17 protein-coding genes are annotated in these 19351 nt (G+C 60.4%); 13 read left to right on the top strand and 4 right to left on the bottom strand.

Features of this window, described 5'->3' with window-relative positions:
- Nucleotides 1-67: 67 nt before the first annotated feature.
- On the top strand, nt 68-1108 hold the full coding sequence (locus NKF25_RS19570; RefSeq protein WP_253228317.1) for a M48 family metalloprotease: 1041 nt from the start codon (nt 68-70) through the stop codon (nt 1106-1108).
- A gap of 29 nt (nt 1109-1137) precedes the next feature.
- Here the strand turns inward: NKF25_RS19570 and NKF25_RS19565 are convergent, their stop codons facing one another.
- Nucleotides 1138-2583, bottom strand: coding sequence for an arylsulfotransferase family protein (locus NKF25_RS19565; RefSeq protein WP_253228316.1), 1446 nt, complete (start codon nt 2581-2583; stop codon nt 1138-1140).
- Between the two features lie 234 nt (nt 2584-2817).
- Here NKF25_RS19565 and NKF25_RS19560 point away from each other — a divergent pair, with 234 nt between their 5' ends.
- The 3 genes from NKF25_RS19560 (at nt 2818) to NKF25_RS19550 (ending at nt 6857) form a co-directional block, all read left to right on the top strand.
- The gene (locus NKF25_RS19560; protein WP_253228315.1) at nt 2818-3552 is read left to right on the top strand and encodes a type II CAAX endopeptidase family protein; all 735 of its coding nucleotides are present in this window, start codon (nt 2818-2820) and stop codon (nt 3550-3552) included.
- A 218-nt stretch (nt 3553-3770) separates the two neighbouring features.
- Nucleotides 3771-6326, top strand: coding sequence for a heavy metal translocating P-type ATPase (locus NKF25_RS19555; protein WP_253228454.1), 2556 nt, complete (start codon nt 3771-3773; stop codon nt 6324-6326).
- A 129-nt stretch (nt 6327-6455) separates the two neighbouring features.
- Complete coding sequence (locus NKF25_RS19550) at nt 6456-6857, top strand: hypothetical protein (protein WP_253228314.1); 402 nt, start codon at nt 6456-6458, stop codon at nt 6855-6857.
- 137 nt (nt 6858-6994) lie between these two features.
- On the opposite strand, the gene NKF25_RS19545 is transcribed toward NKF25_RS19550, so the two are convergent.
- Nucleotides 6995-7585 (bottom strand): histidine phosphatase family protein, encoded by a 591-nt coding sequence (locus NKF25_RS19545; RefSeq protein ID WP_253228313.1) that lies wholly within the window; start codon nt 7583-7585, stop codon nt 6995-6997.
- A gap of 113 nt (nt 7586-7698) precedes the next feature.
- Between NKF25_RS19545 and NKF25_RS19540 the strand changes: the two genes are divergently transcribed.
- The gene (locus NKF25_RS19540; protein ID WP_253228312.1) at nt 7699-8478 is read left to right on the top strand and encodes a PHP domain-containing protein; all 780 of its coding nucleotides are present in this window, start codon (nt 7699-7701) and stop codon (nt 8476-8478) included.
- A 49-nt stretch (nt 8479-8527) separates the two neighbouring features.
- Here the strand turns inward: NKF25_RS19540 and NKF25_RS19535 are convergent, their stop codons facing one another.
- Nucleotides 8528-9715 (bottom strand): AI-2E family transporter, encoded by a 1188-nt coding sequence (locus NKF25_RS19535; RefSeq protein ID WP_253228311.1) that lies wholly within the window; start codon nt 9713-9715, stop codon nt 8528-8530.
- Between the two features lie 264 nt (nt 9716-9979).
- Between NKF25_RS19535 and NKF25_RS19530 the strand changes: the two genes are divergently transcribed.
- Nucleotides 9980-10597, top strand: a complete 618-nt coding sequence (locus NKF25_RS19530; protein ID WP_253228310.1) for a GAP family protein — start codon at nt 9980-9982, stop codon at nt 10595-10597.
- A 30-nt stretch (nt 10598-10627) separates the two neighbouring features.
- On the opposite strand, the gene NKF25_RS19525 is transcribed toward NKF25_RS19530, so the two are convergent.
- Nucleotides 10628-11320: a glycosyltransferase gene (locus NKF25_RS19525; protein WP_253228309.1), complete on the bottom strand. Its 693-nt coding sequence runs from the start codon at nt 11318-11320 to the stop codon at nt 10628-10630.
- A gap of 119 nt (nt 11321-11439) precedes the next feature.
- Here NKF25_RS19525 and NKF25_RS19520 point away from each other — a divergent pair, with 119 nt between their 5' ends.
- The 7 genes from NKF25_RS19520 to NKF25_RS19490 all read left to right on the top strand — a co-directional run bounded on the left by NKF25_RS19520 (nt 11440) and on the right by NKF25_RS19490 (nt 19030).
- Nucleotides 11440-12273, top strand: coding sequence for a hypothetical protein (locus NKF25_RS19520; RefSeq protein WP_253228308.1), 834 nt, complete (start codon nt 11440-11442; stop codon nt 12271-12273).
- Between the two features lie 134 nt (nt 12274-12407).
- The gene (locus NKF25_RS19515) at nt 12408-13748 is read left to right on the top strand and encodes a M28 family peptidase (protein ID WP_253228307.1); all 1341 of its coding nucleotides are present in this window, start codon (nt 12408-12410) and stop codon (nt 13746-13748) included.
- Between the two features lie 365 nt (nt 13749-14113).
- Complete coding sequence (locus tag NKF25_RS19510; protein ID WP_342766340.1) at nt 14114-14632, top strand: phenolic acid decarboxylase; 519 nt, start codon at nt 14114-14116, stop codon at nt 14630-14632.
- 364 nt (nt 14633-14996) lie between these two features.
- On the top strand, nt 14997-16178 hold the full coding sequence (locus NKF25_RS19505; RefSeq protein ID WP_342766342.1) for a Gfo/Idh/MocA family oxidoreductase: 1182 nt from the start codon (nt 14997-14999) through the stop codon (nt 16176-16178).
- A gap of 156 nt (nt 16179-16334) precedes the next feature.
- The gene (locus NKF25_RS19500) at nt 16335-16631 is read left to right on the top strand and encodes a hypothetical protein (RefSeq protein WP_253228306.1); all 297 of its coding nucleotides are present in this window, start codon (nt 16335-16337) and stop codon (nt 16629-16631) included.
- Nucleotides 16632-16847: 216 nt separating this feature from the next.
- Nucleotides 16848-17063, top strand: coding sequence for a hypothetical protein (locus tag NKF25_RS19495; RefSeq protein WP_253228305.1), 216 nt, complete (start codon nt 16848-16850; stop codon nt 17061-17063).
- Nucleotides 17064-17263: 200 nt separating this feature from the next.
- On the top strand, nt 17264-19030 hold the full coding sequence (locus tag NKF25_RS19490; RefSeq protein WP_253228304.1) for a YndJ family protein: 1767 nt from the start codon (nt 17264-17266) through the stop codon (nt 19028-19030).
- Nucleotides 19031-19351 lie beyond the last annotated feature (321 nt).

Below are 19351 nucleotides of genomic sequence, written 5' to 3'. Positions count from 1 at the left end.
TTCTCCTAACCGAACACATCTTTGAACCAACATTCATGTGTGATGACCGCGACACGTTACGTACGACATGTCACGAGACCCCGCCCTGACTCGGCGAATATTCGCCACCCTCGCGTGCGTGCTGATCGCAGACCTCCTGCTCGTCGGCTGTGTCGCGTTCCTCCTCCGCCCGTGGCTCGCCCCCGTCGCGTCGAGCCTTCCCGCCGGTTCGGGATGGCTGGCGTTCGTCGTCCCCGCGACCGCGGTGTTGGTGTGGGCGCAACTGCGCTACACCCGCCGCGAAGCCCTCTCGGAGGTCGATGCGACCGTCGTTACCGACGAGACGCATCCGAACCTCGTCGCGCGCGTTCGACGGCTTGCGACCGGCGCTGACGTCGCCGTCCCGACCGTTGCCGTTTCCGAAGCTGAGGTCGCAAACGCCTTCACCGTCGGAACGCCACGACGCGCCACGGTCGTCGTTTCGACCGGCCTGCTCTCCGCCCTCGACGAGGACGAACTGGACGCGGTGCTCGCCCACGAACTCGCGCACGTCAAAAACCACGATGCGATGGTGATGACCTTGGCGACCTTCCTCCCGGCCCTGGCGGGCAACTACTCCCTGCTCGCCGACCTCGGTCTGGGGAAATCGGCCAGACGAACCGCTTGGATGGTCGCCATCGCCCTCCTCTACGTTCCGAGCGCGGCCGTCATCGACGCGCCGATTTTCGGCGTTCGATACACCGTCACGTACGTCCTGCTCGTCGCGTTCGTCCTGCTGTTCGGCGGGGTCGCGCTGGGACTGCTGGCGATGCCAGTCATCTCGCTCGCGGGACGGCTTTCACACGACCGGGAGTTCGTCGCCGACCGTGCGGGCGCGACGCTCTCGGGCAGTCCGGCCTCGATGGCGTCCGCGCTCACGACATTGGCCGACACACCCGTGGCACCCGACCGGGACGCACGCGCCGTCGATGGCGTGAAACAGCTCTGTTTCCTGTCCGGCGGGTTCGGGAAGGGCGAGGAGGACGAAGCGGGCGCGCTCGACTCGCTCCCGATTTCGGTGCAGACCCATCCCGCGATCGAGGACCGTCTCGCCGAACTCCGTGACGTGGCGTCGGAACTCGAAGCCTGAGAGACGGTCGAAAAAATTCCGATCCGCTGTTATCGCGTTTCGTTGAACGACTCGATTCGTCGGCGGACCGTCGAGAAGACGCCCGCCCACTTCAATTCGACCACGCCCCATACCAGGAGCGTCAGGACGCTGATGAGGATGGCGACGACTTCGGGGACGCCCATCCAGACCGGCGTGATGTACATCAGCGCGTTGAGGTACTTGCCGGGCATCTTGTCCTTGACGCCGATCCAGAACTCGGTGACGAACCCGTTCGACTTGGATTTGAGTCCCGCTTTTTGGGCGCTCGGGCCGCCGGCGCTTTCGTCACCCGTGCCGAGCCGCTCGGCTTCGTAGGGGAACGCGATTTGCACGTCCCAGACGATCTTGCCCTTTTCGTTCACCTCGAAGACGCGGTTCCCGTTCGAGTCGGTGATGAGCGTGTGGCCGTTCGGCAGACGGTCGGCGTCGCGGGGCCACTGCATCTTCGAATCCTGCCACACCCACGTCTGGTTCCAACTCCCGTTCTCGCGCTGGTACTCTATCACGCGGTTGTTGTCGGAGTCGGCGACGACTTCCGCCGGGCCGCCGTTCGACTCGTTGATGTAGTCGGGGTTGTGTTGCTCGTAGAGAATGCTGTGGTCGTCGTCCTTGCCGAGCGTCTCGTTCTTGAGCATGCCCTTCCCCGGCTTGAGGAACACGACTTGGTCGTGATTCCGGATGCTCACGGCGATTCGTCCGTCCTTGAGCGCTTGCACGTTATTGATGTGCGACCAGTCCTTCGGGTACTCACCGCCGGTCTTGTTCGGTTGGTAGACGTCGCTCACGTTCCACGTCCATCCGACCTGTCCGTTCGTCGTGTTCACGATGAAGACGCGGTCGAGGAAGATGTCGGCCACGACGAAGTGGTTCTTGTCGAGACGGTCGACGTCGTGATACCGGGTCGCTTCCTTCCCGGGCGTGATCTGCGACCAGATGGGGGTTACCTTCCCGGTCGTCAGGTTCACGCGGTCGATCCCGTTTCGCGTACACGCGGGGACCTCCCCGTGGACCTTCATATACGTGTTCCATGTCTTCTGGGAGACGTTGCGCTTCGTGAGGTTCCAACTGGTCGGACACTCCGATTTGTTCAGGTGGTCCGCGTAGGAGTACTCGACCGTCGTTTTCGTTCCCTTCACCGGGTCGACGTCCCAGTATCTCGTGTGGGTGTCGTTGTAGTACAGGATCGACCCGTTCGGGTTGAACGCGACGAGTTCAGCCCGCGCACGAGGACCACTTCCTTCCTTCCCGAGCCACGAATTGGAGTCCGTTGCGATGACAGTGATGTTGTCACGGGGGGAGACCATTGCGCCCGTTTCGGCTCTGATCTGGGACTGTGTTTTTCCGCTGAAATCCGCCGAACTTCCCGGGGTGGAGGCGTACGCGTTTACGACGGCGATCCCGGAAAGTATCACGAGTCCGGCAAAGAAGAGCCGATACATCCGCTTTGATACCATTACCTCCCTCTATTGGGTCCGAAAATATACTCGTTTTGACCGATCTCGTCAATCAAGAATCATTTTAACGCGCGATTACTCCGGGATAATTAATTTCCCTGTCATGATCTATCGCTGTGGATCGTCAGGAAATCCGACCGTTCCTCCGTGGGCAACCGGGGGGTCCCCCGTTCCGTTTTATCCGTCGTTCCGCAACCGAAAGACGAAGAAGGGACACGACCGTAGTGGGCGATAATGAGCACTGCTGAAACTCGACTCCGAACGTTCGGCGTCGGACTTCTCCTCTCGATCGGAGCGTACGGGGTCGGTCAAATCGTCGCCGCGATAGCGATTTTCGGCCTCATGGCCGTCGGAATCGACGTTTTGAACCGCCCCGGAATCCTGCTTTTGGTCAGTTCCGTCATGCTCCAAGGTCTCACCTTCGGTGGTATCGCGCTCGTTTACCTGAACTATCGCGACCTCGGTCTCGACTTCATCCACATCCACGTCCCGTCGCTTCGGGATATCGGTGTCGCCATCGGTGGGTTCGTCCTCCTCTTCGGCGCGTTGAACGTCATCTCCAGCGTGATCCAGTCGCTCGGTCTCCACTCGGCGGAGAACTCCGTCGTCGATATCGCGAGCGGGAATCCGGCGGTGTTCTTGCTGTTGATTCCGCTCTCGTTCCTCCTCATCGGTCCCGGCGAGGAACTCCTTTACCGTGGCCTCATCCAAGGGGTTCTCCGCGAATCGTTCTCCCCCGTGCCCGCGGTCATCCTCTCCAGCGTGCTCTTTGCGTCCATTCACTTCTTCTCGTTGCAGGGGTCGGGCAAATTCGTTTACCTTGTCGTCGTGTTCTTCCTGGCGCTCATCCTCGGGAGCGTGTACGAGTACACGAACAACCTCGCCGTCCCGATACTCATCCACGGCGCGTACGACGCGACACTGTTCGGACTCCAGTATCTCATGGCAACGGGCCAAATCCACCCGTAACCGTCCGCCACGGGATAATAACTCATACCGGATTTTTTAATAATCTCTATCTAACGAACCCCCGTTCCATAGCAGCTGGATTAATAAACTCGTGGTGGCTACGTTCTCTCATGCAAGACGCGGATTCGGACACGCCGCCCGACTCCGGTTCGTGTGGCTGTTGTGAGGGAGAAACCTCCGACGACGGCCGCGGGGACGGCAGTTCAGATGGTGATTCGATGAGTGGGAACGGCAGCGGGAGCGACGTCGTCCGGTTGTCCGTCCCGGATATGGACTGTGCATCCTGCGCGGGCAAGGTCGAAAACAGCGTCCGGAAAATCGACGGTATCGACGCCATCGACGCGGGCGTCACGACCGGAACGCTCACCGTTGAGTACGACGGTGAGACGACGAGCGCGGACGAGATTTCGGGTCGCGTCGAGAAGGCGGGGTACGCCGTCGAAGACGATAGCTCCCAGGTGACGGTTTCAGTCCCGGACATGGACTGTGCGTCCTGTGCGGGCAAGGTCGAGAACGCCCTCGATTCGGTACCCGGCGTCCGCTCCTACGACACGCGGCCGACCACCGGAAAAGCCGTCGTCACGACCGATTCGTCGGCCTCCGTCGGCGACGTGACGGCGGCCATCGAGAACGCGGGATACGAAGTCACGGGAACCAGCGAAGACGAGCGCGGCGAGTCGCCACGCTCGTCCGAAAGCGTCTGGCGGAGTTCACGCGCCATCAAAACGTGGATCAGCGGCGTCTTCGTCGCGCTCGGACTCCTCTTCGAGTTCGCACTCACGGGACAGAACGCGACGGTCGTCGCTGGTGCCACTGCGGTCGGAAATGCCGACATCACGGTTGCCGATGTTTCATTCCTGCTGGCCGTCCTCGTCGGTGGACAGGCCATCGTCACCAACGGTTACTACTCGCTTCGCAACCGAAACCTCGACATCGACCTGCTGATGAGCGTCGCCATCCTCGGCGCGCTCGTGGTCAGCGTCGGATTCGGGAAATCGCTCTACTTGGAAGCCGCCACGCTCGCGTTCCTGTTCAGCGTCGCGGAACTGCTCGAACGCTACTCGATGGACAAGGCGAGAAACTCGCTCCAAGAACTAATGGACCTCTCGCCCGACGAGGCGACGGTCAAACGAGATGGGGTTGAAGAAACCGTCCCCGTGGACGAAGTTCGCATCGGCGACATCGTCGTCGTGCGCCCCGGGGAGAAAATACCGATGGACGGAACGGTGACGACCGGCGAGAGCGCGGTCAATCAGGCCCCGATTACGGGCGAGAGCGTGCCCGTGGACAAATCCGAGGACGACGAGGTGTTCGCCGGAACGATCAACGAGGGCGGCTACCTCGAAATCGAGGTCACCTCGGAAGCGGACGACAACACGCTCTCGCGCATCGTGGCGATGGTCGAGGACGCACAGGCCAACAAGACCGAGCGCGAGCAGTTCGTGGAGCGCTTCGCGGACTATTACACGCCCGTCGTACTCGGATTCGCCATCCTCGTCACGGTCGTCCCGCCGTTGTTCTTCTCCGAACCGTGGGTGAAGTGGTTCGTCTACGGGTTGACGCTCGTCGTCCTCTCGTGTCCGTGCGCGTTCGTCATCAGCACGCCCGTCACCGTCGTCTCGGGTATCACCAGTGCGGCGAAAAACGGCGTCCTCGTCAAGGGTGGCAATCACCTCGAAGCGATGGGTGAGGTCGAGGCCGTCGCCTTCGACAAGACGGGCACCCTGACGAAGGGTGAGTTGACCGTCACCGACGTGATTCCGCTCAACGGCAACACCGAGGACGACGTGCTCCGCTGTGCCCGCGGCCTCGAAGCGCGCAGCGAACACCCCATCGGCGACGCCATCGTCGCCGAGGCGAACGGCGCGAACGTGGCCGAACACGAGATAGAGGATTTCGAGAGCCTCACCGGCAAGGGCGTCCGGGCGGACCTCAGTGGGACGACCCACTACGCCGGAAAGCCCGCGCTGTTCGAGAACCTCGACTTCGACCTGAACCACGTCCACGCGACCGACGGCGGCGTCGCCGTGGCCGAAACTCGCGATCTCTGTGAACGCAACGACTGTCTCGACCTGCTCGAAGAGACGGTTCCCTCGCTCCAGCGCGAGGGAAAGACGGTCGTCTTGATCGGCCGCGAAGACGAACTCGAAGGCATCGTCGCCGTCGCCGACGAAGTTCGTCCCGAAGCGACGGCGGCGATTCAGCGTCTGCGAGACCTCGGTATCGACAACCTCGTCATGCTCACGGGTGACAACGAACGCACCGCGAAGGCCATCGCCGAACAGGTCGGCGTGGACGAGTTCCGCGCCGGACTCCTGCCCGAGGACAAGGTCGAAGCCGTCGAGGAACTCGATGAAGAATCCGGTTCGGTCCACGAGCAACGGTCGTGGGCTCGCCGGACCTCGTCCGGCGGTGTTGCGATGGTCGGCGACGGCATCAACGACGCCCCCGCACTCGCCACCGCGACGGTCGGCGTGGCAATGGGTGCCGCCGGAACCGACACCGCGCTGGAAACCGCCGATATCGCGCTGATGGGCGACGACCTCTCGAAACTGCCGTATCTGTACGACCTTGCACACCAGGCGAATGGCGTCATCCGCCAGAACGTTTGGACGAGTTTCGCCGCGAAAGCCGCGCTCGCGATCGCGGTTCCGTTCGGTCTCGTCCCGATCTGGGCCGCCGTTCTCGTCGGTGATGCGGGAATGACGACGGCCATCACCGGTAACGCCATGCGTCTCGCTCGAATCGCGCCGAGCGACCGTCTCGGCGAGTAATCGTTTTTCGCTGTTACTTTTTTCATCGATTCGATGGCTGTACCATAGCCGCTTTCTTCGACCCGCCCCTATCGAAAATCAGCGGGTCGGACGTGCCCGTCCGACGTTCTCCCGTTAACAGAGAAAACTATGGATACTTCCACACAAAACGCCGACACGGCGACCGCCGGGTCGAACAGTTCGAGACGACAACTCGCGATTGCAGGTACAGCCCTCATCCTCCTCACCGGGGTGATTCACCTCGCCTTGGCACCCGAACACCTGGAGGAAACCACCTATCTCGGCGTGCTCTTCGTCGCCAACTTCGCCGCGGCGGCAGTCGCCGCGTACGGCATCTACCAGGACCGGGACTGGGGCTGGTGGCTCGGTGCCATCGTCGCCGCCGTCGCTATCGTCGCCTACATCGCGAACGGTACCGTCGGCCTGCCGATGACCGAGTCCGAAGGGCTCCTCGAACCGGCCGGTATCGTCACCAAAGTAATCGAATTCCTGTTCCTCGGCGTCACTGCCGTGTGGATGGGGAAGAACTGACGACGAACGCGAATCTCCGCTGACCAACCGAGAACCGCCAACCAACCGAGAACCGCCGACTTTCGAGCCGTTTCTGAACCGAAAACGCGACCGCGCCGTTCATCGGTTCAGTTGCAGTGCCGATTTTATCTCACCCGTTACCCCACCACTGTCGAGTCCTCGTATCGGCGCGTTATCTCGACTTCCTCGTCTTCCGCCGGAAACGTCACCTCGTAGATGTCGGGCATCGTCAGTTCTGCCCGCCAGAACTCGGCGTCGAAGCGCTCGTCGTACTCGTGCAGGATCAGCGTGAGGAGATTACCGTGCGTGCCGACGACGATGGACTCGCCGGAATGACGTTCGCGGAGACGCTCGACTGCCGCGACCCCCCGCCGTTTCGCATCGCGATTCGACTCGCCGTTCGGCCACGCGAACGACCAGTCCGACCAGACCCGCTCGATCGCGCTCTCGAACGTCTCCCCGATGGATTCCACAGGGCCGTCGGTCAACTGCCGCTCGCGGAACCCGTCGTCCGTTTCCAGTTCGACGCCGTTCCGATCGGCGATCGGACGGACCGTCTGTCGGGCGTGGGCGAACGGACTCGAAACGACCGCATCTACGGACTCGTTCGAAAGGATGTCGGCGACGCGCTCCGCTTGCTCGTGACCGCGTTCCGAGAGCGGCCGTTCCGCCTCTCGGTTCGGAACCCACGGCGAGTGGGCGTGGCGGACGAAGTGGATGGTCGTCATACGGTATTTCCTCCCGTCCTCCGAGTAATCCTTCCGATTTCGGACACGCCGTGCGATTTTTCGTGGGCTTCGCAGCTAATTTTATGGTCGTCCTCGTTCACCGTTCCTATCACATGCGCGATTTTCACACCCACTCGAACTACTCCGACGGGAAGTTCCTCACTCGCATGGTACGGGCCGCCGAGGCTGCCGGTCTCGACGGTATTGGCTTCGCCGACCACTGTACCGTCTCGTCCCGCGAGTACCCGCGCGACATCCGTGCGATACGCGGCTTCAACTTGGACGCCACCTACGAACGTCGGAGACGGGCCATCGAGGGGTTGCGCGAGACCAGCGACGTGGCTATCTACGACGCCGTCGAGATGGATTACGATCCGCGCGACGAGGACGAGATTCGTGATTTCTTCGAGCGGGCGAACTTCGAGTACACCATCGGCAGCGTCCACGACATCGAGGGGATGAACGTGCAGGTGTCATCGAACTTCGACGGGATGTCGGACGAAGGGATCGACGCGTTCGTGGACCACTACTTCGAAAACCTCGAATCGCTCGTTCGCTCCGAACTGTTCGATATCGCCGCCCACCCCGATCTGATAGAGCGCACGCCGGAACTCCGTGGACGCGCCACCGAATCCCACTATCGAACGCTCGCGGAGGCGTTTTCGAACTCCCGGACCGTCCCTGAGATCAACGCCGGTCGGGCGCTGACCGACGCGGGAATCGTCCACCCGTCGGAAGGGTTCTTTGCCGTCCTCCGCGAGTACGACGTTCCGTTCACCGTTGGCTCCGATTCACACAGGCCGGACGAACTTCCGAACCGACACGAGTTTCTGGACGATCACTTCTCGTCGTTGGACCTCGAACCGATCGCGCCGCCGAGTCTCGTCCGCTGATCCCCATCCGCTCGCCGATTCTCGTTCGCCGATTCTCGCCCGCCCATTCTCACTCTCCGTTCTCCCGTCCCCCGTCGGTCGCCTCGCCGCCTTTCGTCGTGTCGTCGAACCGCTCGTCCGTTTCCCGCGTCGTCGGCTCGATATCGATCGGGGAGTCCGGTTTCTCCCCACGGAGTTGCGGGACGACCACGCCGAAGAACTGGACGACGATGACCATCAACAGCGGCCCGAGGAAGACCCCGTACCACCCGAACAGTATCGGACCGAGCAGGTAGGCGAACATCACCAACGAGAGGTGGAACAGCTTCCCCGATAGGTACGGACGGATGTAGGTTCTGACGACGTTGTCGAACGCGAGCGTCATAAACAGGAAGAACACCACCGGGTACCAGAGGTCGGTCGGGTTGCGCTGAATCGCCCCTAACGCGAGAAACGCCGCGATGGCGATGTAGACGACGGAGCGACCGACGAGCGGCACGAGCGTGAAGATACCCGTGATGACCGCGAGCAGTATCGTCGCCGGAATCAGGAGGTTGTTGGGCGCGAAGAGGTTGAACAGGTTGTAGATGAGGGCGGTCAGAATCATGATGACGAAGATTGTCAGCGTGTAGCCGAAGTAGATGGAGTTCAGCCCCGAATCGACCGCTTCGAGGTAGTCGACGGACAGTCGGTCGTCCCCGAGCAGTTGTTCTTTCCCCCACCGAGCGAGGCGTTCGTCCTCCACGAGGAGGAAAAAGCCCAGCAACAGGGAGAGAAAGAGCATGAACACGCTCGACGCGACGGCACCGATGAACGACTGTGCGCTCGTCAGCGCCGACTGCACCGACGGGTTCTTGAGCGTCGTGCTCGCCGTGTCCAACAGTTTGTTCGGGTCGTTCGGGATCGTGATGTTCGGGACCCCACCGAACAGTTTCGTCACCATCGGCGTGGTCGCGAAGTTGGCCAGTTGGCCGATTGCGATCGAGAGGAACACACCCAGAAAGAGGACGACCGGCACGACGATGAGCAGCAACGACAGCGCCGCCGAGAGGTTTCCGTTCCCGATTCGCTTGCCGACGAAGCGGTTTATCGGCCGCGCGACGTAGTAGATGAACAGTCCGAACACGACCCACGGAAGGAACGTGTACGCGACGACGGCGACGATGCCGAACACTATCAGGCCGACGACCCACCACCGCAGGTTCGGCCGCTCGATACGAATCCGCGTCGCTCCCGAATCAATCCCACTCCCAGCCATACCTATCGTACGTCATCCAGACCGTTAGCTCTGCCGCTGAAAGCGCCGGAAACAGGTGATTGAAGAGCTGGTACTGGTGTTTACCCTTCGACCACAACACCTATCCTGTTAGCTGGCCTACTTGTGTGTGAAGGCACGACTCGGCTCCCACGGCCGGTCGTGCTGTGGGGGAAGTGACATGAGTGACCCGAAATCGGGACCGAACTGGGGTATCGGACGACGAGCGACGGGCCAATTCCGTGATTACGAAGGGGTCGCCGAGCCGTGAGTTTCTTGAGGGTTCTTCCGTTGGCGTTCGTGATGATCGCCGGGCCGCAGATTCTGAGTGCCATCTTCCTCGCGACGAGCGAGAACTGGCGGCGCAACTCCGCCGCGTTCGTCTTCGGTTCGGCGCTCTCGATCACGTTTCTGGTCTCGCTCGCGTACTTCCTCGGTATCGGCGCGAACCGCCAGCGCGGGTCGAACACCACGCTCTCCGTCATCGTTCTCGTTCTCCTCCTCGCCGCCATGGTGCACACCTACCTGACGCGAGAGGAATCGGAACCGCCGAAGTGGATGGGGAAACTGACGACGGCCAACCCGCGGTTCTCGTTCCGACTCGGTTTCCTCCTGCTCGGATTCTTCCCGACCGACATCCTCACCTCGGTCGCCGTCGGGTCATACCTCTCGGCGAACGGATTGGCGTGGACTGACTCGCTCGGGTTCATCGCCATCACCCTGTTATTTCTGGCGTTTCCTGCCCTCGTGTTGCTCGCTTTCGGCAAGCGTGCGCAGGCGTGGCTTCCGAAGGCACGCGAGTGGATGAACGACAACTCGTGGATCGTCAGCGAGGCCGTCATTTTGCTCTTCGTCGGGATGAGCCTCAACGACCTCCTCGGATAATCGCCTCCGTTCGTCCCCGGAACTTTCGCATCAGAACCGATACTCGCGTATTCGCACGTCCTCACCGTATTTCTCCCGTAACTCTTCCCTTCCGGCTTCGACCCGCTCCTCGTCGCCCGTCTGACTGTCCGGTCGCCGATAATACACGAACAGCGGCTCAGGAACGTGATAGCCGTCGAGACCGGCGTCGAGATACCGCAGGAGGAGGTCGTACTCCGCGAATATCATCTCCGGGTCGTAGGACCCGAACCCGCGGAGACGGTCGGTTCGGTGCACCATGCCGACCTTGACGGTGTTCATGGCGTTCTCGCCCGTCTCGACGGTTTCCCACGTCCCGTCCGGAAACCGCTCGTAGTAGTCCGGATAGACGAAATCGATCTCCTCGTTATTTTCGAGAACTTCACACGACTGCTGGAGGAGTGACGGGAGGAACTCGTCGTCCGAATCGAGGACCGTCACGTACTCGCCGCGCGCTCGCTCGATTCCCTGATTGCACGCAACAGTGCCGTTTCCGCTGTTTTCCTCGTTCTCGATGAGTCGTACGGACGGCGATTCGAACGATTCGACGAGTTCGACGGTTTCGTCGGTCGAACCGTCGTCGACGACGATGTGTTCGATCCACGCTTCGTCCATCGTCTGCCGTCGAACGCTTTCGAGCGCACGCTCGATGTACTCAGCGGAGTTGTACGCCGCCGTGACGACCGAGACAGTCGGTGCAGTCATCTCAATTACTACGAACGACAAATCATCGTTTCCACAATACGTTTGCCCTCGCTCGAAACTCCTCGACGAGTCAGTTGTGGAGAAAGATTATGCTCCGTCATCGTGTATGAATCGCTACGATGCCCTCTACGGTTCCTCGAAACCTCCTCGTCGGTGACCATCCTCGGACCAGTGTCCGAGCACTGGTCGCTGGACTCGTGATGGCCGTATTCGCGGTATCCCTGCGATTCGTCGCACCGACGCTTCTCCTCGGTCCTACCCTCCTGTCGCTCGCAGCGGTCGCCGGTTTCCTCCTCGCGGCGGGGGTCGGTTGGTATCGTGGAAGCGTCCTCGTCGGAATACTCGTCGCCACCCTTCCGGTGTTCGCGTTCGACGCCGCATCGACGGCGCTCTTCGAACCGGCGACGCTCGAACTCGCCGTTCGCGCCGCCCGCCGGGCCGCGTGGTTTTCCATCGGCGTGTCGGTACTCGTCGCCGGGCCGCTCGGCTACGCCGTCGGCGCGGCCCTGCGGTCGGACGACGAATCGCTTCCTCCGCTCCGTTCCCGCTGTAATTTCGACATTGCCGACGAACAGCGGGCCGTATTGTTCGTCTGGGGCTGTTTTGCAGTAGTGGTTGCTGCCGCGTTGACTGTCTTCCCACTGGCTGTGATGCTCTCGCTAGTCGCCATCGCTCCGGTCTTCGCCGTCGCTGGACTCGTCGTGGCCGCCGTCCTCGGCTATCAAAGCCCTGATGCGCTCGCGTCGGTCATCGCTGGCGGTATCGGTGTCAGTTCCGGGTTGTGGCTGTTCACGCACGGATTCGCCGCCGTCGAAGCGGGGACGCGAGCGATTCCACCGCTCGCGCTCGTCAGAATCGTCCTATTTGGCGGCGTCGTTCTGCTCGCCGGTTTCGTCGCCGGTATTCCGCTCGGCTTGGCCGGGTACGTTATCGGACGAACGTTGGACGCCTGACACCACTCGGTTGTCGTACCACCAACGGATGACGATTCGGACGATTTTCTGCCGATTTCTGGTCAGCTGTTTTGCAGCTGTCGCTCTTTTCCGAGAGGCATACGTTTTTGCGCTATCGCCGCACGGTTGCATTCATGACACGACTCACCGACGCCATCGTCGGCGACGCGTACCGGAACGATTTCCAGTGGCAGGTCCTCGAAGACCTCGTCGACCTCGAAACCAGAATGGCCGGTCAGCAAGGGGAGAAGGACGGCGCGGAAATCCTCGAAGGCTACTTCGAAGCGGTCGGACTGCGAGACGTCCACCTCGACGAATTCGACATCGACGGCTGGTGGCGGGGTACCTCCTCCATCGAAACCGGCGGGAGCCACAGCCAGCGCTACGGGAAGGATTATCAAGTCATCGCGCTCCCGGGAACGCCCGCCGGAACTGTCGAGGGAGAACTGGTGGACGTCGGGTACGGGCGACCGGAGGACTTCGAGACGGCCGACTGCGAGGGCAAAATCGTACTGGCTTCCAGCGAAACGCCGGATGACTACGGCCGCTGGATTCACCGGATGGAGAAGTACGTCAGCGCGGCCAACGCCGGGGCTGTCGGCTTCGTCTTCACCAACCACATCGAGGGATGTCTCCCGCCGACCGGTGAGGTAGGCTACGATAACCGTCCCGGTTCGATCCCGGCGGTCGGCGTCTCGAAGGAACTCGGGGCGCGTCTCACCCGTCACGCCGAGGACGGCGACCTCTCGGTGACGGTCGATGTGGACTGTCGAAACGAACCGTCGACGTCGGTCAACGTCGTCGGCGATATCGGACCTGACACGGACGAAATGGTCCTTCTGACAGCCCACGTCGATACACACGATATCGCCGAGGGCGCGAACGACAACGGTGCGGGAAGCGTGTTGGCGACCGAGGCCGCCCGCCTGCTCGCCCGAATGGAGGACGAACTCGAAACGCGCGTTCGCGTCGTCGTGTTCGGTTCGGAGGAGATCGGACTCAAGGGTGCCTACCACGCGATGAACACGTACGACCTCGACACCGTGAAGTGTATCGTCAATATCGACGGCGCGGGACGGGACAGAACCCTTTCCGTGAACGCGAACGAGTTCGACGACCTCCTCGACGCCTTCGAAGTGGTGACCGACGAACGGTCGATTCCACTCGTCTCCAGCAACACCGTTTCGCCACACGGAGACCAGTGGGCGTTCGTCCAGGAGGGAGTTCCGGGCGTGATGGTCTCCTCGACGAGTCCCGACAAGAGCGGTCGCGGATGGGGTCACACGCACGCCGATACCCTGGATAAGGTCGACCTCCGCGACCTCCGCGAGCACGCCGTCACCATCGCGGACGCCGTTTGTGCCCTCACCGAACCCGACCGTGAGGTTCCGAGCCGTTCCCGCGAGGACACGCGTGATCTGATCGACGCCGGATACGAGCAGGAACTCAAACTCGGCGGGCGCTGGTCGTACTGAGCATTCGTCGATCCCTCCGGAATCATCGTTCGTCCGGTGACCGACTGACCGTCCGACTGTACTCGATTTCAATCCGAAATCCGATTCGATATTCCGCTGACCGACGCTGCCCCGCCGTTCCCGGGACCGCCGAGTCAGCTGTTCCCGACGGTTTCCGAGGATGAATGGGAGGAGTTCTACGACGCCTATCCGAGCGCGTTCGATGGAATCGACACGTGGGTCACACAGATAAGCTGTACACTCGTCCGGACGCCGGAACGACTGATCCTCGTGGATACCGGACTCGGTCCGAACCTATCGATACAATCACAGTGAAAGTGACCGCTATGGGTGGTTACTTCACGCCATGCCCTCGACTTATTCCCGTGACAGAATCCTTTGAATCAACCCGTCCAGAGACGCTTTCCCGCGTTCTTGGTAAGCATTTCATCTACACGTATGATAATGGCTGGCAGTACGAGATGTATATCAAGGACGGGTACACGATCGATTATCGGATTCATAGTGGGATGGTCGGAGGCCGATGGGTTCGTGACCAGGATGCTCACATCGTTCGACTCTCCGATGACGTGTTCAAGGTCTCTTGGGACGAGCCGACTGGAACCAGCGTCAGTGTCTCCTTCAATCTCACCGAACGACAGATCCATGGTGTCATTTTCTTCCCACAGTGGATCGAACAGAACCCGGAGCTAACCGTCTGCTACCAAAACGAACATCTCGATGAGATGCGCCAGTATCGGGACGAAGGACCGACGTATCCAAAACTGGTGGTCGATGAGTTCGCTGAGATCACGTTTATCGAGGACGTCGGAACCGAGCGTGAGGATATCATTGACTGTGCACCCGCGGAGCTACCCGATCGGTACACGGATCGGCGCAACTGAACCCCACGAATAACTAGCATACGCCGATGTGATTTTAGCAGTTATAGCCGGTAGCACCGTTGATGCCGCGTGTTTGCTCCATCTACTCCCTCCCTTCGATTCTCACGATTTCATATAGCGGTATGAACTTTATAAATTCGGATCTTCTCGTTTCATGGTCTCTATCCTCCAAATTCTCCGACCACGCCATTTCCGATGTCACTGCCGCTTAGTTTGATAATCGGAAGTGAATATGGTCGGGTCGCTCCCCTCGGGGAAGCACGAAACCTCTCATCGACAACGAGGCGGTTCCGTCTGGAAAGACAGCGCTGTTTCCACCGATTTTCGATATCTCGTTCCTCCGATTACCGTGACGAAAGGATTGATGATGGTGTATCGTGCATCATCGTTCGTGAATTCAATTAACATCGGTATCGTCGGCGCAGGTAACCGCGGACAGCTACACGCGCGAGAGTATACTACTATAGAGAACGCATCTCTGGTGGCTGTTGCAGATATCGACGAGGAATCGGCGCATTCGCTCGCCGCCGAGTACGATATCCCCTCCGTCTATTCGGATTTTCGCGACATGCTCGACGACGCGGACCTCGACGCCGTGAGCGTTTGCGTGCACAACAACCTCCACCCACCGGTTGCGATCGCCGCCTTCGAGGCCGGGTGTCACGTCTTCTGTGAGAAACCGCTCGCGGCAACTTACACCGACGCCAAGGCGATCGCTGATGCGGCCGAAGCGGCGGGAAAACACCTCGGCGTGCAGAACGAGAACCTGTTTCTCGACCGAACCCGCGCGGCAAAGCGACTCATCGACGATGGAAAGCTTGGCGACGTGTACTACGGAAAGGCCGTTCGCTCACGTCGACGTGGACGACCGTACGTGGACGGGTACGGTACGCCCGGATTCGTCTCGAAGGAGTCCGCCGGTGGCGGTCCGATGATCGATATCGGTACCTATCAAATCGGCCAACTGCTGTATCTGCTCGGGAACGCACCCGTGGAACGGGTGAGCGGCGCAACCTTCGAGCACACCGGCGATGCGTATTCGGCGGACCTCATTGGCGACAATCGTCCGACGTACACCGACCGACTGGAGACGTCCGGGTACAACGTGGAGGACGCCGGTCTCGGTTTCGCCCATCTCGAAGACGGGTCGGTACTCTCCGTCCGCGCCGCGTGGCACATGTTCCTCCCCGACGAACCGAGTCAGGTCGCGGGAACGAAGGGCGGTGTCCAGTTGGACCCGTTCGAGTTCTACACGACGACTGCGGACTACGAGGCGACGGTTTCGCTGGACATCAACGATTACGAGACACGACAGGCACTGTTGGAAAGCGAGGGCGGGTACGAGTTCGAACGGGATATCGGCCAGTTCTCCCACTGGATTCGAACGCTGACCGGTGCGGCCGACGTACCGATTCCGACGGGCGATATCGCGCTCAACTCGATGCTCGTCATGGAAGGTACCTATCTCGCACAGGAGGCAGGACGGGAACTGACGGCGGCGGAAATCGCCGAACGGTCGAAATCGACGGCAATCCAGTTGGATTGAGAACTCGTCGACGACTGGGGGTTCTCGATATCGTCTCCGTCAGACACACGCCTGACTGACCTTCTTGTACGTGACCGTCGTTGCTCTTCGTATGGGACTCACGACTGTCGCACGTGTCCACGAGCGAGACACATCCCGCGACAGGGGGACGTCGATATGACCGAACGAACCGTCCAAATCGAGATCTTGGTCGCGGATTCGCCGGAGGATGCCCCGGAAGTCGAAGCACACTCCCGTGTGGACGTCGCCGTGAACGGACAGATGTACCCGACCGCAAAGCTCATGGACGGCCGCTACGTCGCGTGGTGGTTCGAGGCGGCCGCTCCCGCTCCCGACGACAGCGTTACGACCGAGTGGGTCGCCGCTCCAACCCGATACCTGGCGGCCGCGACGCTCGGGGAACTCTGGGAGGATCCGGCGGCGTTCGATTCGATAACCGGCGCGAACTGCTAAAAGGGTAGAGACGATCGATTTTACAGGCGGTCGGTAGTCGTAGACGATTCCCTCGGCCGACGGTACCGTTGTTCAGACACTTCCGGCCGAAAACTCACTGCTTGGACTCCCAGTTGACGCCGTTCTAACGGATGAATCCGGACTTGTCCAGTGAGCCACCGTCCAACCAGTAGGGTCACACAGACGTTGAACGCGACGACGACGAGAATATCGGACGTGACGAACGTGACCAACAAGCCCGTCAACAACACCCTGAGGGCGAGCGCCAGTACACCAACGGTGGCTATTGCTGTGAGTATAGCGCTCGTCCACCCGTACGCCTGCCGCATGTCACCACGCTTGAAGTGGGCCGGCGAGCGGGAGACGAACGTTTCCTTTATGCTTCCGAAACTGACGTTCGGGACCACTACAGATGTCACTGTTGACGACTGATAACACTGCGCTAACGATTCCTTGCTCCGACGAGCACCCCGCACCATTATCATCCCGTTCGTTTGCTTCGCTATTCAAACTGTGTCAGTCCGCTGTCTGACGGTGGAATAGTTGACGGCCGCGCTTCATATTCCCTCCTGATGGCCACAAACCCCATACCATCACTTGTGATACGATTAACACGTAGACCACATTGAACAATGATCTCTCTACCTGTGGACACCGCACCCGATAGAAGTGCGCTTCTCGGTGCCGTCATCTGGCTCGTCGTCCCCGTACTGATCTCACTCGGGCGTATCGCACACTTATTCTTGCTCGCCCCACTCGTCCTCGTTCCGCTCGTCCTGCCAATGCTCACACCCGATTCACGTACTCCCCTCCACCGAATCGCCATCCTCGGGCAACCGTTCGGTGCGGTGTTGGTCGCTCTCTCGTTCGTCTTTTCCCCCGGTCTCTTCGCAGGCGTTCTCGTACTTCCATGGTTAGCGACCACGGTAACGATCGCTCTTTTGGGCTTCGCTCGTCTCCTTCCACGTGGATTCCGTCCGCTCGAAGAACTCTGTCTCAATGCGGGACTTCTCTACATCGCCGTCGGTGGGTGCTGGCTACTGATAAGCCGCCTCGGAGCGAACCCACTCGGGTTCGGTGACGCTATCGTCTTTTTCACCGCCGTTCACTTCCATTATGCGGGATTCGCCCTTCCAGTCGTGGTGGGGGTCACCGGTCGCGCCATCGATGACGATCGCATTCGTCGATTCTACCGACCGATCGCGACTGTGGTCGTTTTCGGTCCCGGACTGATCGCCATCGGAATCTCGTTGTCCCCCATCGTCGAAGTCGCGTCCGTTACCGTTCTCACACTTTCGGTGATGTCGTTCGCGCTGCTTCTCATCCTCGGCGTCGTTCCAACTCGCTCGAACCGCCGCCAACAGGTATCCTTGATCGGTGCTGCGGTTGCCGTCGGTATCTCGATGCTGTTCGCCCTCGGATACGGTCTCTTCCAATATCTCGGGACTCCGATCACAAATCTCTCCATCGGGCGAATGGTGCAAATTCACGGTCACCTCAATGCCCTCGGATTCGCTCTTCTCGGCATCGTCGGTTGGCGGCTTTCGACACCGCCTCCCCGATTCGAGGACCCGACCCCGTCGATCCCTTTCAGTTCGCTGACTTCGACGTGGCGAGTCGGAAATGATTACGTCGAACGAACCGGAATCGAGGCCGATGGCGGTTCGAAGCCGGTCGGTCAGGTAGACGACTTCTCGACGTACGCTCGTCACGACTTCGACACCGAATCCGTCCACACTGCCGTTCGAAACTTCTACGAACGAACGAGCGAGTACACGCTCTCATATCGCACCCATTGGCATCGTGGCTTCCGCCTCGGTGCCCGTATCGCTGCGCTGTTCACGGGTTCCTTCGAACAGTTGAACCTCCCAACGCCCGAAACCGCATCGAAGACGGCGAACAGCCGCATCATCGATATCGACGACAGAGCGGACGGGCGTGAAAACGTCCGTGCATGGGTTCGAACCGATTCGGAAACCGGATCTGCCGTTTTCGTCGCGGCGTATTCGACCCACGAGTACGCTGGTGAAACGTACATGAACGTCTCCCTTCCACTCCCCGGTTTGAACTTGAGTGGAATTCTCCGTATCGACTCGCTCGATTCGACCGAACACGAAGGCGCTATTCGACTCACTTCGAAACGCCCGAAGCCCGGCGGTCATTCCGGACTCTATCTCGTAACACCGTTCGTTCCGATTCGGCTTCCCATGCACGAGGTGTTCCGAGTTTGGTCCGCAAGCGATACCCCCGCTACAACTGGAGCCATGGCGACTTCGGAGACCACGCTCATCGCACAACACGAGATGTGGCTGTTCGGTCGCCAGTTCCTCACTATCGACTACGCGATCACACCGACTGCCAGTTCGAAGACACGAACAGCAGAACCCGAACTGGACTGATTTGTCGAGTTTTCATACAATGTATTAACAGACAGTTGTCACACCATCTCCCCACGCGCGCACGAAACAACAACATACAATTCGGTATCGAGGAATACCGCTCGGTAATGTGAGCTTGTCCCGTGGGATATGTCGAATCGTGCCACTGCCGCTTCGATTCGACGTACTTAAATTCAACCGGCCATTTCGATAGAATGCGAAGGACGCCTCGTGGTCACCCCGCGAGGTGTCAGCCGGAGACCCGCCACATTTGACGATGTGCTGTTTGGGTTTCGGGCGAAAGAAAGCCAATCCAATGCCCTTAAGTGTATGGGGGCACTC

The sequence above is a fragment of the Haladaptatus sp. AB643 genome, assembly GCF_024136975.1.
Classification (GTDB): Archaea; Halobacteriota; Halobacteria; order Halobacteriales; family Haladaptataceae; genus Haladaptatus.
Note: the sequence above shows the minus strand (reverse complement) of the source record. Positions and strands in the feature narration are given on the sequence as shown.

Coding starts and splice junctions, on each gene's coding strand:
- NKF25_RS19570 (WP_253228317.1), top strand. CDS start 68: ATGTCACGAGACCCCGCCCTGACTCGGCGAATATTCGCCACCCTCGCG.
- NKF25_RS19515 (WP_253228307.1), top strand. CDS start 12,408: ATGACACGACTCACCGACGCCATCGTCGGCGACGCGTACCGGAACGAT.
- NKF25_RS19520 (WP_253228308.1), top strand. CDS start 11,440: ATGCCCTCTACGGTTCCTCGAAACCTCCTCGTCGGTGACCATCCTCGG.
- NKF25_RS19545 (WP_253228313.1), bottom strand. CDS start 7,585: ATGACGACCATCCACTTCGTCCGCCACGCCCACTCGCCGTGGGTTCCG.
- NKF25_RS19555 (WP_253228454.1), top strand. CDS start 3,771: ATGAGTGGGAACGGCAGCGGGAGCGACGTCGTCCGGTTGTCCGTCCCG.
- NKF25_RS19550 (WP_253228314.1), top strand. CDS start 6,456: ATGGATACTTCCACACAAAACGCCGACACGGCGACCGCCGGGTCGAAC.
- NKF25_RS19525 (WP_253228309.1), bottom strand. CDS start 11,320: ATGACTGCACCGACTGTCTCGGTCGTCACGGCGGCGTACAACTCCGCT.
- NKF25_RS19490 (WP_253228304.1), top strand. CDS start 17,264: ATGATCTCTCTACCTGTGGACACCGCACCCGATAGAAGTGCGCTTCTC.
- NKF25_RS19500 (WP_253228306.1), top strand. CDS start 16,335: ATGACCGAACGAACCGTCCAAATCGAGATCTTGGTCGCGGATTCGCCG.
- NKF25_RS19535 (WP_253228311.1), bottom strand. CDS start 9,715: ATGGCTGGGAGTGGGATTGATTCGGGAGCGACGCGGATTCGTATCGAG.
- NKF25_RS19565 (WP_253228316.1), bottom strand. CDS start 2,583: ATGGTATCAAAGCGGATGTATCGGCTCTTCTTTGCCGGACTCGTGATA.
- NKF25_RS19540 (WP_253228312.1), top strand. CDS start 7,699: ATGCGCGATTTTCACACCCACTCGAACTACTCCGACGGGAAGTTCCTC.
- NKF25_RS19505 (WP_342766342.1), top strand. CDS start 14,997: ATGATGGTGTATCGTGCATCATCGTTCGTGAATTCAATTAACATCGGT.
- NKF25_RS19560 (WP_253228315.1), top strand. CDS start 2,818: ATGAGCACTGCTGAAACTCGACTCCGAACGTTCGGCGTCGGACTTCTC.